Annotated in this window: 12 protein-coding genes and 1 tRNA gene; 11 read left to right on the plus strand and 2 right to left on the minus strand. The window is 63.4% G+C overall.

The features are described from left to right. The first annotated feature begins 33 nt into the window (after positions 1–33). The 6 genes from D0T21_RS15245 (at position 34) to pepA (ending at position 7777) form a co-directional block, all read left to right on the plus strand. Positions 34–924 carry a DMT family transporter gene (locus tag D0T21_RS15245; RefSeq protein WP_116990454.1) on the plus strand — a complete coding sequence of 297 codons (891 nt, stop codon included), beginning with the start codon at positions 34–36 and terminating at the stop codon, positions 922–924. After that, entirely contained in the window at positions 921–1826 is a 906-nt protein-coding gene (locus tag D0T21_RS15250; RefSeq protein ID WP_116990455.1) for a DNA-3-methyladenine glycosylase 2, read from the plus strand. The genes D0T21_RS15245 and D0T21_RS15250 overlap by 4 nt, the downstream gene beginning before the upstream one ends. A gap of 66 nt (positions 1827–1892) precedes the next feature. Continuing rightward, positions 1893–2759: an SAM-dependent methyltransferase gene (locus D0T21_RS15255; protein ID WP_116990456.1), complete on the plus strand. Its 867-nt coding sequence runs from the start codon at positions 1893–1895 to the stop codon at positions 2757–2759. A gap of 15 nt (positions 2760–2774) precedes the next feature. Then, positions 2775–3803 carry a MerR family transcriptional regulator gene (locus D0T21_RS15260; RefSeq protein WP_116990457.1) on the plus strand — a complete coding sequence of 343 codons (1029 nt, stop codon included), beginning with the start codon at positions 2775–2777 and terminating at the stop codon, positions 3801–3803. Between the two features lie 70 nt (positions 3804–3873). After that, positions 3874–6663, plus strand: coding sequence for an XrtA/PEP-CTERM system TPR-repeat protein PrsT (gene prsT / locus D0T21_RS15265; RefSeq protein WP_116990458.1), 2790 nt, complete (start codon positions 3874–3876; stop codon positions 6661–6663). Positions 6664–6868: 205 nt separating this feature from the next. Beyond that, entirely contained in the window at positions 6869–7777 is a 909-nt protein-coding gene (gene pepA, locus D0T21_RS15270) for a flocculation-associated PEP-CTERM protein PepA (RefSeq protein ID WP_116990459.1), read from the plus strand. Positions 7778–7846: 69 nt separating this feature from the next. On the opposite strand, the gene D0T21_RS15275 is transcribed toward pepA, so the two are convergent. Both D0T21_RS15275 and D0T21_RS15280 read right to left on the minus strand, forming a co-directional pair. Further along, positions 7847–8506, minus strand: coding sequence for a DapH/DapD/GlmU-related protein (locus D0T21_RS15275; RefSeq protein WP_116990460.1), 660 nt, complete (start codon positions 8504–8506; stop codon positions 7847–7849). A 103-nt stretch (positions 8507–8609) separates the two neighbouring features. Then, positions 8610–8686: transfer RNA gene (locus D0T21_RS15280), tRNA-Met, on the minus strand. Between the two features lie 171 nt (positions 8687–8857). Here D0T21_RS15280 and D0T21_RS15285 point away from each other — a divergent pair. The 5 genes from D0T21_RS15285 (at position 8858) to D0T21_RS15305 (ending at position 13110) form a co-directional block, all read left to right on the plus strand. Then, positions 8858–9430 (plus strand): NUDIX hydrolase, encoded by a 573-nt coding sequence (locus D0T21_RS15285; RefSeq protein WP_116990461.1) that lies wholly within the window; start codon positions 8858–8860, stop codon positions 9428–9430. Between the two features lie 18 nt (positions 9431–9448). Then, positions 9449–10177 carry a leucyl/phenylalanyl-tRNA--protein transferase gene (gene aat / locus D0T21_RS15290; protein WP_116990462.1) on the plus strand — a complete coding sequence of 243 codons (729 nt, stop codon included), beginning with the start codon at positions 9449–9451 and terminating at the stop codon, positions 10175–10177. A gap of 74 nt (positions 10178–10251) precedes the next feature. Beyond that, positions 10252–10980 (plus strand): arginyltransferase, encoded by a 729-nt coding sequence (locus D0T21_RS15295; RefSeq protein ID WP_116990463.1) that lies wholly within the window; start codon positions 10252–10254, stop codon positions 10978–10980. A gap of 33 nt (positions 10981–11013) precedes the next feature. Next, the gene (locus D0T21_RS15300; protein ID WP_116990464.1) at positions 11014–12054 is read left to right on the plus strand and encodes a quinone-dependent dihydroorotate dehydrogenase; all 1041 of its coding nucleotides are present in this window, start codon (positions 11014–11016) and stop codon (positions 12052–12054) included. A gap of 9 nt (positions 12055–12063) precedes the next feature. After that, complete coding sequence (locus tag D0T21_RS15305) at positions 12064–13110, plus strand: aldo/keto reductase (protein WP_116990465.1); 1047 nt, start codon at positions 12064–12066, stop codon at positions 13108–13110. Positions 13111–13350 lie beyond the last annotated feature (240 nt).

The raw sequence follows: 13350 nt of genomic DNA on the forward strand, positions 1-13350 counted from the left end.
CAATAGCGCAACCATACACCGACTGGAATCCGCATGAGCACCGCCAACCTGTTCCGCCTGATCTTCCTCGCCGCCATCTGGGGCGGCTCCTTCCTGTTCATGCGCATCGCCGCGCCGGTGCTGGGCGCCGCCGTGCTGATCGAATACCGCGTGCTGTTTGCGTCGCTGTTCCTGGCGATCATCGCGCTGGCCTTGAAAAAACCGCTAAACCTGCGCCAGAACTGGAAGCACTACCTGATCCTCGGCCTGTTCAATTCCGCGCTGCCGTTCCTGATGTTCGCCTTCGCCGCACGCACGCTGTCGGCCTCCCTGCTGGCGGTGCTGAACGCCACCACGCCGCTGTGGGGCACGCTGATCGCCGCCGTCTGGACCCGCCACATGGTCAGCGCCAAGGTGATGCTAGGCCTGCTGCTGGGCGCCTGCGGCGTGGCGCTGCTGGTCGGCTTCGACCATGTCACCACCAAGCCGGGCGCCGGCATCGCCATCGCGGCGGTGCTGTTCGCCTCCTTCAACTACGGCATCGCCAGCAACTACGCCAAGCAGGCCAAGGCGGTCGAGCCATTCTCCAACGCGCACGGCTCGATGTGGGCGTCGACGCTGCTGGTGCTGCCGGCGGTGCCGTTCTTCCCGGCGCCGGGCGAGCCAACCATCGGCATCATGGGCGCGGTGCTGGCCCTGGGCGTGTTGTGCAGCGGCGTGGCCTACCTGATCTACTTCCGCTTGATCCAGGACGTCGGCCCGTCGTCGGCGCTGACGGTGACCTTCCTCAGCCCCCTGTTCGGCATCCTGTGGGGCATGCTGTTCCTCGGCGAGAGCGTCGGCTGGTACACCTTCGTCGGCGCCGCCATCGTCATCACCGGCACCGCGCTGGTCACCGGCTTCCGTCCCAGCTTCGGCTTCCTGAACAAGGCCAAGACGGCGTGAAGCCCTTCACCTTGCCGCTACCGGCCAACTACCGGCTGCACGACGTACTGGCCTTCCACAGCCGCGACGCCGAAAGCGTGGCCGAGGAAGTCAGCCCTGAACGCCTGCGCAAAGGCATGCTGATCGCCGGCGTGCCGGTGGTGCTGGAGATCGTGCCCGACCACGCCATCGCGCCCACCAGCGCCAGCTACACCGTGCATGCCGACGGCAAGTTGTCCAAGGCCGCGCAGGAGCAGGTGCGCGAGGCGGCGCTCAGTATCCTCGGCCTGCGCATCGATCCGGAGCCGTTCAGCGCCTTCGCCGCCAAAGACAAGATGTTCGGGCCACTGACGCGCGCGCAGCCCGGCCTGCGCATCGTGCAATCGGCCACCGTGTTCGAGGCGCTGACGTGGGCCATCATCGGCCAGCAGATCAACCTGTCGTTCGCGATCTCCTTGCGCCGCACCTTCATCCTGCAGGCGGGCCGCCAGCACAGCAGCGGCTTGTGGTGCTACCCCGCCGCCGCCGATGCGGCCAGGCTGCAAATCGACGACCTGACCAGCCGCAAATTCTCGCGCGCGAAGGCGGAGACGCTGCTGCGCCTGGCCGGCCTGGTCGCCAGCGGCGAACTGCCGCTGGAGCTGTCGCCGTCGAACAGCATCGAACAGGTGTCGGCGGCGCTGCTGGCGGTCAAAGGCATCGGTCCCTGGACCGTCAACTACGGACTGCTGCGCGGCTACGGCTACGCCGACTGTTCGCTGCACGGCGACGTCGCGATCCGCGCCGCGCTGCAGCACCTGCTGGGCGAAGAGACCAAGCCGGACATGCCACGCACCGAAAAAATCCTGGCCAGGTACAGCCCTCACCGCACCATGGCCGCCGCCCATCTGTGGGCCAGCCTGCACCCACGAGATCCTGAGTAAGATTTTGCTTGAGCCTGACGCAACGTCAGGCTTTACGCTGCATGCATTACCGTGAAGGAGTATGCAATGCAACCATCGCCCCTCGGCCACCTGGCCGGTCCCAAACCCAGCGCCTGGATGACCGCCACCTTGCGCGCCGCGCATCAACTGTACGACCAGCCGCTGATCCTGCGCGACGCGATCGCCCTGCGCATCCTGGGCGGCGAACGCGAAACCCAGCTGCGCGCCGACGAAGAACGCCAGCGCCATCCGCTGGCGGTGGCCATGCGCGCCACGCTGGTGGTGCGCGCCCGCCTGGCCGAAGACAGCTGGCAGGCCGCCCATCGGCAAGGCGTGAACCAGTACGTGATCCTCGGCGCCGGCCTGGATACCTATGCCTATCGCGCAGACTGCACGCCATCCGCGCGGCTATATGAAGTCGACCTGCCGGCCATGCAGCAATGGAAGCGCGCATGCCTGCGCGCGGCGGACATCGCGGAACCGGCGGCGCTGACCTACGTCACCACCGATTTCGAACAATCCTCGCTCAGCGCCGACTTGCTGCTCGCCGGGCTGGCCGACGATGCACCTTCCTGCTTCTCGTGGCTGGGCGTGACCATGTATTTGCAACCGGACTCCGTGATGCGCACCTTGCAGGACATCGCCGCCTGCCCGCCGGGCAGCAGCATCGTGTTCGACTACTGCGTGCACGACTCGCAGCTGACCGAGACCGAGCGCATGGGACTGCGCGTGGTGACCAGCGCCCTGGCGGCGCAAGGCGAACACCTGGTCAGCGCCTTCGATCCGCAAGCGCTGGAGCACATGCTACGCCAGTACGGCTACAGCCAGGTCGAGCACTTCGGCGCGCAGGAACTCAGCGACCGCTATCTGAGCGAACGCACCGACGGCCTGCGCCTGAGCGGCATCTTCCGCATGATACGGGCCACGGTTTAACGTACACTTCGGGGCATGGAAAAAACCGTACTGAAGATCGGCGAACTGGCCGCGCGCTCCGGCCTGACGGTGCGCGCGCTGCATCACTACGACAGCATCGGCCTGTTGACACCGTCGGCGCGCGCCGCTTCCGGCTACCGCCTGTACAACCGTGACGACGTCGCGCGCCTGCATCACATCCAGGCGCTGCGGCGCTTCGGCATGTCGCTGGCCGATATCGCCACCTTCCTCGCCAGCCCGGACGCGCCGTTTGCCGACATCGTCGCGCAGCAGATCGCCGCGCTGGGCAAACAGATCGAACAGGCGACCACGCTGCGACTACAACTCACGCAACTACAGGACACCTTGAGCAGCGGCCGCAGCCCCGAGCTGTCGGACTGGCTGGCGACGCTGGAGGAAATGGACCTGTACGACAAATACTTCACTCGCGAGGAGTTGAAGCGCCTGCCCTTCTGGCAGCAGCACGCGCGCCGCAACACCGCCTGGGCCGCGCTGGTGGACGAGGCGGAAACGCTGATAGAACAAGGCGCGCCGCCCGACGATGCGCGTGCGGGCGAGCTGTCGCAGCGCTGGATGCGGATGCTGGAGCACGATACCGCCGCCAATCCCGAATTCGCGCGCCGCCTGACCGTCATGCTGGATCGGGAGGCCAAGGCGCAACAGCAAACCCGCATCACGCCGGCGTTGAAGGAATACGTGTCGGCGGCGTTCGGCGCGCGCAAGCTGGCCATCTACGCGCGCTATCTCAACGCCGACGAAATGCGCACCATGCGCGAAAACAGCGGCAAGAACCAGGACCAGTGGATGTCGCTGATCGCCGGCGTGCATCAGCATCTGGAAGATGGCGTCGCCCACGATGCGCCGTCGGCGCAAGCGCTGGCGCGCCAGTGGATGACGCTTTACCTGTCGCAGATCGGCGGCGACCCGGCCACGCTGGCCAAGATCCGCGCCGCGCACGACCAGGAACCCGCGCTGCTGAGCGGCACCTGGATCCCCCCCGCCATGCTCGACTACATCAGGACCGCCTACGCCACGCTGGCTTGATCAAGCGTAAGGCCGAGGTCCATATTGCGACCTAAGATCGCGGAGGTGCCCCCACGTCCAGGAGACCTCGATGATACGATTCAGCAAAAATTCAACCAACCGGCGCCATCGCGTACCGCGTCTGGCCGCTGTGCTGCTGACGCTGACGCTAGGCGCCTGCAACACCGCGCGCGACACCGACAGCTTGATGGCCCAGGCCCGGCAATATCGCACCAAGGGCGAGACCAAGGCCGCCATCATCGAGCTGAAAAACGCGCTGCAGAAAGCTCCAGACAGCGCGCCCGCCCGCCTGCTGCTGGGCGAGGTCTATATCGAAGCGGGCGATATCGCATCCGCCGAGAAAGAAGTGCGCAAGGCGCAGGCGCTGGGCATCGGCGCGACGGAAGTCATGCCCCGCCTGGGCAAGGTGATGCTGATGCAAGGGCAATTCAAGAAACTGCTCGACGAAATCAAACCCGACCCTTCCAGCCCGCACCAGACGGAGCTGCTCATATTGCGTGCCAACGCCTACCTGGGCCTGGGCGACACGGCGCAAGCCCAGCAACTGTTCGACGATCTGCTGGCGAAAAACCCGGACCTGGCCGAAGCGATGCTGGGCCAGGCAAGGATCGCCGCCCTGTCGCAACGCCTGGACCTGGCCTCGCAACATATCGAACACGCGCTGGCCAAGCATCCCGACAACATCGAGTGCCTGCGTTTCAAGGGCGACCTCTTGCGCCAGCAAGGAAAGACCGCGGCCGCCCTGCTGATAAACAAGCAAATCCTGACCCTCCAGCCCAACAACGCACAAGCCCATATCGATAGCGCCACCCTGCTGATCCAGGACAAAAAACTGGCCGAGGCCCGAGCCGAAATCGAAGCCGCCCGCAAGATCTCATCCAACAGCCTGCAGGTGATCTACACCCAGGCCCTGCTCGACTTTCAGGAGGCGAAATATCCGGCGGCGCGCGATTCGCTGCAGCTGATATTGAGGGTGCTTCCCGATCACATGCCCAGCTTGCTCTTGATGGGATCCGTGCAAATGGCCATGGGCTCGTATCTGGAAGCCGAGCTAACGCTGCGCAAATTTCTCGACTCGAATCCGCACCATGTCTACGCCAGCAAGCGCCTGGCCGGCATCCTTTTGAAAAGTGGCAAGACCGACGACGCCATCGCCGTACTGGAGCCGGTGTTGGAGACGCATCAGACGGACGTGGAGCTGCTGGCCCTGGCGGGACAGGCGCAGATACAAGGCAGGCATTTCGCCAAGGCGGCCGACTATTTCCAGAAAGCCAGTGACCTGGCGCCGCAAACAGCCAGCTTGCATACCTCGCTGGGACTGAGCCGCCTTGGCGCCGGCGAGTCGGAGCGCGCGGTGGCCGAACTGGAACAGGCAACCGCCCTGGATGACAAGAACGACAAGGCCGGCATCCTGCTGGCGATGACCCACTTGCGCAACAAGGAATACGACAAGGCGCTGCTGGCGGTGACGGCCATGGAAAAACACGACGGCAAGAATCCGCTGGTGCAAAACCTGAAAGGCGGCATCCTGCTGTCCAAGCACGACCTCGCTGGCGCGCGCGCCAGCTTCGAACAGGCGCTGGTGTTGGACCCGGCCTACCCGTCGGCCCTCGACAATCTGGCGCAAATGGACTTGATGGAGAAAAAACCCGAACGCGCCCGCCAGCGTTACGAAGCGGCGCTCGCCAAGGACAAGAAAAACGTGGGCCTGATGACGGGCCTGGCCAAGCTGGCCCTGACACAGAATAACAACGCGGAAGCGGTGCGCTGGCTGGAGCGCGCCACCGCCGACCATCCCGAGGCCTTGACCCCGGCATTGCAGTTGGCAACGCTTTACCTGCGCACCGGCGCCAAGGAAAAATCGCTGAAGCTGGCACAGACCATCCAGGCCAGCCATCCCGCCGATCCCGACGCGCTGATACTGCTGGCACAGGTCCAGACTGCGAACGGCAACTACGAAGCCGGGCTGGAAAACTATACCAAGCTGGCCGCATTGCAACCGGGGTCGGCTGCGGTGCAGCTGCGCATCGCCTATGCCCAGGTCGCGCTCAAGGACAATGACGGCGCCCTCGATTCTGTCAAGAAAGCCTTGCGCTTGCAGGAAGACTGGTTCGAAGCCCAAGTCCTGGCGACCACCTTGCTGGTGGATGGCAAAAACTACGCGGAAGCGCTGGCCATCGCACAAACCGTACAGCGCCAGCGGCCCGAGATGCCGGCGGGGCTGACGCTGGAGGGCGACATCTGGATGGCCCAGCACAAACCGCAAGACGCGCTGCGCGCCTACGAGCGGGCATACAAGATGGAGCAGTTGCCGCCGTTGGCAATCAAGATCCACCAGGCCCTGCTGCTGGCGGGCAAGACCAGGGAAGCGAGCCTGCATGCCACCCAATGGCTGCAGCAACATCCAAACGAGCCCAGCTTCCGGCTCTACCAGGCCAGTGCCGATCTGGCGGCAGGGCGATACAAGCCGGCGATCAGTTCATTCGAGGCTATCGTCCGGCAAGATCCGAAAAATGCCGTGGCGCTCAACAACCTGGCCTGGGCCTACCAGCAGGAGAAGGACCAACGCGCGCTGGCGACCGCCGAACGGGCTTACCAGCTGGCCGGCGCCAATCCCGGCATCCTCGATACCCTGGGCTGGATCCTGCTGGAGAAAGGCGAAACAGGCCGCGCCCTGCCCTTGCTGCAACAAGCCAAGACCCTGACGCCCAACGTGCCCGACATCGGCTACCACCTCGGCGTGGCGCTGATGAAGTCCGGCGACAAACGCGCCGCGCGCCGCCAGTTCGAACAACTGCTGGCCGCCAACAAAGACTTCCCGCAACGCGCCGAGGTGAAGGCGATGCTGGAGTCCTTGTAGGCGCCTGTCGGTTTTCTTTACACGCTATGCCTCCGCGCTGAAGATATTTTTAAAAAACACTTTAAAAACAGATGCTTAGAAAATCCTTCAATCATGGCTTGGCATTTGCTTAGTAGTGGATAGCTGACTAACTCCAAATGGTCGGCAAGGTATTGAAACCCCACCCTAGCGTAGCGATACTCCAATCATCAAGGAAGGAAACAAAATGAAAAAATCAAGCATACTAGGCGCTCTGCTGGGAGCGCTATTTGCTGCCAGCGCAGCTCAGGCGACCACGCTGAACACCACCAGTGCCGCCAATGTGATCTTTGCGGGCAACCCAGGTGAACCGGCCGCCCCTTCGGCATTGGGCGGCGACGGCATCCTCCAGAACTTCACCGGCATCGACTGGCATCAGAACGGCGCGGGCCTGGTTCAGGGCTTTAACCTCACCCCCGCCAACAACACCGGCGATTTCGTCGATTTCACCCTGACGTATCAAGCCTTCGCCGGCGTCATCAACACCACGTCGCCCACGCCGGACCTGCGTGTCGCCGCCCCCGGCCCCGCAGTCGGTACCTACGAGCTGACGACGGTCGCCACCCTGCACGAACGGGGAACTTGCCTCAACGCAGGTTGCTCCTCGGTGGCGATCACCTTCACGCCCGCCACCAGCAGCAGCTGGTCGATTTATTTCGACAAAGCCCCCAATGCCAATCAGGCGGCCGGCACCGGCTTTACCGATGGCGCGCTGATGCTGTCCGGTACCTGGGATAGCGAACTGTCGACCTTCCTGGCAACCGGCACCTCCGGTACGCCTGGCGCCACCGGCGTAGGCTCGGCGACGTTGATCGGCACGGTCTTGTTCACCAACGCGGCCTTCGTCTCGCCGGCCCTGGCCGGTACCCGGTTCGACACCACGCTCAACTTCCCCGGCCCCGCCGCGCCTGACTTCACGCGCCCGCTGCTGGTCAATGGCATCGCCACCGGTCCCAACACGGACTCGCAATTCGTGTTGAACATCGATGGCGCCCAGCAGTTCACGCCCGTACCTGAGCCAGCCACCCTGGCGCTGGTTGCCGCAGGCATCTTCGGAATGGGTTCGCTCGGCCGTCGCCGCGAGCAGAAGAAATAGTCCGTCGTCAGGGCTAGCAATCGATACAGGCCGGCGCTTCAGGGCGCCGGCCTTTTTCATTGCCTGGTTTTATTTCAAGCGGCGTGCCGGGCTGCCGCCCCACACTTCCCCGCTGCCGATGCGCGTGCCTTTGGCCACCAGCGAATTGGCCGCCACGATCGCGTTATCGCCTATCGTCACGCCGGACAAGACCACCGCATGGGCGCCTATCGTCACGTGGTCGCCTATCGTGATGAAATAATGGCCCAAGGTGTCGCCCTCGATCACATGCGGCACCAGCAAGGCCGTTTCGCCGACCACGCTGTTGGCGCCTATCGTCACAAACGACGGGTCGTAGATGATGCCGGAGCTGTAGGTATTGGCGCCCAGGCGGGCGCCCAGCGCAAGATAGATCATCCGCATGATGGGGATCGGAATAATTCCGCCGCGTATCAAGGAATTGAACAGTATCAGGTAGAACAGGACATACACCTGATAGATGAACTCCTGCCTGGAACCGAATTCAATATTTCCATCATGCAGGGGCTGCGCCCACAAGAAAATACGAAATACAAGCAGGCCGTACAAGTAGACCAGCAACACCGCCGCCGCGCTGACGGCCACGCCCCTGAAATCGCCGAGACCGGGAATGTTGCCCACGCCGCAGTAGGCGCTCAGCACCGCAAGCAGCAGCACCAGCGTCAGCATGGATAGGAAAACCACAATGGAGGTCGGTCGGATTTTTCGCATGAAAACACTCCCCACAAGAACATCGATTATAGGGAAAGGGAGGTTTTGTAGTCGCGGAAACGAAAAAGCCGCTGATACCTGACGGTATCAACGGCTTCAAATTTGGTTGCGGGGACAGGATTTGAACCTGTGACCTTCGGGTTATGAGCCCGACGAGCTGCCAGACTGCTCCACCCCGCGTCTGTATGTAGTTATTATAGGGCAGATCATTGGTTTAGGCAATATTAATCCGTAAATCGGCTGCGATAGTCCGAATATATGCAGTTACCTATAGGCATAGGCCATGCCGCACCGGCTTCAATCGGTGTAAAGTAGCCAAAGTGAGCCTACTTATCGACTGAGCTATCCCCTATGAAATTCTGTTCCGAATGCGCCTCCCCCGTCAGCCTGGCCGTCCCGGCCGGCGACAACCGTCCGCGCTATGTGTGCGGCAACTGCGCCACCATCCATTACCAGAACCCGAAAATGGTGCTGGGCTCCATCCCCGTGTGGGAACGCGACGGCGAACTGAAAGTGTTGCTGTGCAAACGCGCGATCGAGCCCCGCCACGGCTTTTGGACGCTGCCGGCCGGTTTCATGGAAAACAATGAAACCACCGCCGAAGGCGCCATCCGCGAAACCCAGGAAGAAGCCGGCGCCAACATTGAGCTGGGTCAGCTGTTCTCGCTGCTGAACGTGGCGCGCGTGCATCAAGTACACCTGTTCTACCTGGCCACGCTGCTGGACCTGGAGTTCGCTCCCGGCGAGGAAAGCCTGGAAGTGCAGCTGTTCAGCGAAGCGGAGATCCCGTGGGACGAGCTGGCCTTCCCCACCATCCGCACCACGCTGGAACTGTTCTTCGCCGACCGCGCAAGAATGCGCGAGGGCGGCGACTACGGCTTCCACACCCAGGACATCACCCGCAACATGCGTTCGGACCTCTGATTACGTGACGCTGTCCCTATGATCCCATGGCTGGAAACCGATAGCCCCTTCCCCGACGTCGCCCAGGCTCTGACCACCGACGCGCCCGGCCTGCTGGCGGCCGGCGCCGACCTGTCGCCTCAGCGGCTGCTGATGGCTTACCGTAACGGCATCTTCCCCTGGTTTTCCGAAGGCCAGCCCATCCTGTGGTGGAGCACCGATCCGCGCATGGTGCTGATGACCGAGCAATTCCGTATCTCGGACAGCCTGAAGAAAACCCTGCGCAAGGTCGAGCGCGACATGGCCGCCGGCGGCCGCTGGCAGGTGCGCTTCGACAGCGCCTTCGAGCAGGTGATGCGGGCCTGCGCTGCGCCGCGCCGGGACGGCCCCGGCACCTGGATCTCGGAAGACATCATCGCCGGCTACACCGGCCTGCACCGGCTGGGCTACGCCCACTCGTCCGAACTGTGGCTGGACGGCCAATTGGTAGGCGGCGCCTACGGCGTGTCGATCGGCCACATGTTCTACGGCGAATCGATGTTCGCCCGCGTCACCGACGGCTCCAAGATCGCGCTGGCCTACCTGGTGCGCTTCCTGCGCCAGCACGGTGTAAAGATGATCGATTGCCAACAGGAGACCGGCCACCTGGCCTCGCTGGGCGCGGCGCCGATTCCCCGCGCGCAATTCCTGGCGCATCTGCGCAACAATATTGAATTGCCTCAGATCACCGTGTGGGAACCCATTGCACCACTGGCTGCGGACAGTTAAGCTAAAGGTGACAAGCGCCTTGCGAAACTTGGCGCTATCATAGGTCTAAACCACCCGCCCTCGATAGGACGTGCATGACGCACCTGAACGATCTGCCTTTCGCGACGCTGCAGTTTTACACCACGGCGCCCTACCCTTGCAGCTATCTGGACGCGCGCCAGGCGCGTTCGCAGGTGGCTACCCCTTCGCACCTGATCAACGCAGACGTCTACTCCGAGCTGGTGAAAAACGGCTTCCGCCGCAGCGGCATCTTCACCTACCGTCCGTATTGCGACGGCTGCCAGGCCTGCATCCCGGTGCGGGTGGTGGCCGACCAGTTCAGCCCCAACCGCGGCCAGCGGCGCGCCTGGGCCAGGCATGGCGACCTGACGGCGGGCGTCGCCACGCTGTCGTTCTCGGACGAGCACTACGACCTCTACCTGCGCTACCAGAGCAAGCGCCACGCCGGCGGCGGCATGGACCAGGACAGCCGCGACCAGTACGCGCAATTCCTGCTGCAAAGCCGGGTCAACACGCGGCTGGTGGAGTTTCGCGAGCCCGGCGGCACGCTGCGCATGGTCAGCATCATCGACGTGCTGTCGGACGGCCTGTCGTCGGTCTACACCTTCTTCGATCCCGATGTCGAGGGCGCTTCCTACGGCACCTTCAACGTTTTATGGCAGATCGCCCAGGCGCGCGAATTGAAGCTGCCTTACGTCTACCTGGGCTACTGGATCAAGGAAAGTCCGAAGATGTCCTACAAAACCAACTTCAAGCCGCTGGAGGCGCGCATCAAGGGCGTGTGGAGCGTGCTGGACGCCTGATAAAATACGGGGAACTACAACAAGAGCTCCCCCATGTCCGAAAAATTCCTGTACTCGCTGGCCCGTCCGATGCTGTTTTCGATGGACGCCGAAGCCGCCCACCATTTCACCCTTCCCGCACTCAAGCGCGCCGCCGCCCTGGGCCTGACCAAGCTGGTCAAGCAGCCCAAGGCCGATCCGCGCACCGTGATGGGCATTACGTTCAAGAACCCGGTCGGCCTGGCCGCCGGCCTGGACAAGGACGGCGCCTACATCGACGCGCTGGCCGACCTGGGCTTCGGCTCGATCGAAGTGGGCACCGTGACGCCGCGCGCGCAGCCGGGCAATCCCAAGCCGCGCATGTTCCGCCTGCCGGAAGCGCAAGCCATCATCAACCGCATGGGCTTCAACAACGGCGGCGTCGACGCCTTCGTCGCCAATGTGCAGTCGTCGCGCTTCTACCAGGACAAGGCCGGCGTGCTGGGCCTGAATATCGGCAAGAACGCCGACACCCCGATCGAACGCGCCACCGACGACTACCTGCACTGCCTGGAAAAAGTCTACCCATACGCCAGCTACGTGACGGTCAACATCTCGTCGCCGAACACCAAGAACCTGCGCCAGCTGCAAGGCGGCTCGGAACTGGACGGCCTGCTCGGCACCTTGAAGGAAGCCCAGCTGCGCCTGGCCGACCAGCACAAGCGCTACGTGCCCCTGGCGCTGAAGATCGCGCCGGACATGGACGGCGACCAGGTCAAGAACATCGCCGACGCGCTGCTGCGCCACAAGATCGACGGCGTGATCGCCACCAACACCACGCTCAGCCGCGACGCCGTCACCGGCATGTTGCACGGCGCCGAGGCGGGCGGCCTGTCGGGCGCGCCGGTGTTCGAGTTTTCCAACACGGTGATTCGCCTGCTCAAGGCCGAACTGGGCGATGCGCTACCCATCATCGGCGTGGGCGGCATCATGCGCGGCGCCGATGCCAAGGTCAAAATGGAGTGCGGCGCGCAGCTGGTGCAGCTGTACAGTGGACTGATCTACGCGGGTCCGGCGCTGGTGCGCGATTGCGCGGACGCCGTACGCGGCAAATAAGGAGGCGGCATGCAGCAGACACAACTTGGCACGAGCGACCTGAGCGTCAGCAAGATCTGCCTGGGCACGATGACCTTCGGCGAGCAGAACACCGAAGCCGACGCGCACAGCCAGCTGGACTATGCGCTGGAGCGCGGCGTCAACTTCATCGACACGGCGGAAATGTATCCGGTGATGCCGCGCGCGGAAACGCAGGGTTCGACCGAGCGCTACATCGGCAGCTGGCTGAAGAAGAGCGGCGCGCGCAGCAAGGTGGTGCTGGCCACCAAGGCCGCCGGTCCCAGCCCGCACATCACCTGGGTGCGCGAAGGCAAGCAGAACTTCGACGCCGCCAATCTGCGCGCGGCGGTCGAGACCAGCTTGCAGCGGCTGCAAACCGACCATATCGATTTATACCAATTGCACTGGCCCAGCCGCAACGTGCCGGTGTTCGGCTCCAACGCCTTCAATCCCAAGCTGGAGCGCGAGTGCGTGGCGATCGAGGAAACGCTGGCCGCGCTGGGCGCGCTGATCAAGGAAGGCAAGATCGGCGCGATCGGCGTCTCCAATGAATCGTGCTGGGGCGTGAACGAGTTCATCAAGCAGTCCGAGATGCAGGGCCTGCCGCGCATCGCCACCATCCAGAACCTGTACAACCTGACCGCGCGCCATTTCGAGACCAGCCTGCTGGACGAGACCTGCTTCCGCGAGAACGTCAGCCTGCTGGGCTACAGCCCGCTGGCCTTCGGGCAGCTGACGGCCAAGTACCACGACGACCCGAAAGCCAAGGGCCGCCTGACCATGTTCCCGGTGACCTGGAGCCCGCGCTACCTGCGTCCGACGGTGGTGTCGGCCGTGGCGCAATACGCCGAGCTGGCGCGCGCCAACGGCATCACGCCGACCCAGCTGGCGCTGGCGTGGTGCTACTCGCGCTGGTTCGTCGCCTCGACCATCATCGGCGCCACCAATCTGTCGCAGCTGAAGGAAAACATCGACGCCTACGGCCTGCAACTGCCGGACGAAGTACTGGCGCAAGTGGACGCCATCCACGCCGCGATTCCCAATCCCGGCCAATAAACCCCTGGGGGTCAAGTCTGACATTCGGACACGAGCTGTGCCGTAATATCGCATTACGGCACAGCTCGTGTTCGAATGTCAGACTTGCCCCCCCGGCGCTTTTAAACAACACTCTTCCATCGCTCATGCGCAAAAAGCCCGGCGCGCCTGCACGTTATCCAAATCTTGAATATCATTAGACGTAACCATTCGTGTGCAACAACTTTGCGCACTGGTAAGCTTTCCTCATCACTAACGTAG

Origin of the sequence: Duganella sp. BJB476, assembly GCF_003416895.1 — a bacterium.
Lineage (GTDB): Bacteria > Pseudomonadota > Gammaproteobacteria > Burkholderiales > Burkholderiaceae_D > Rugamonas.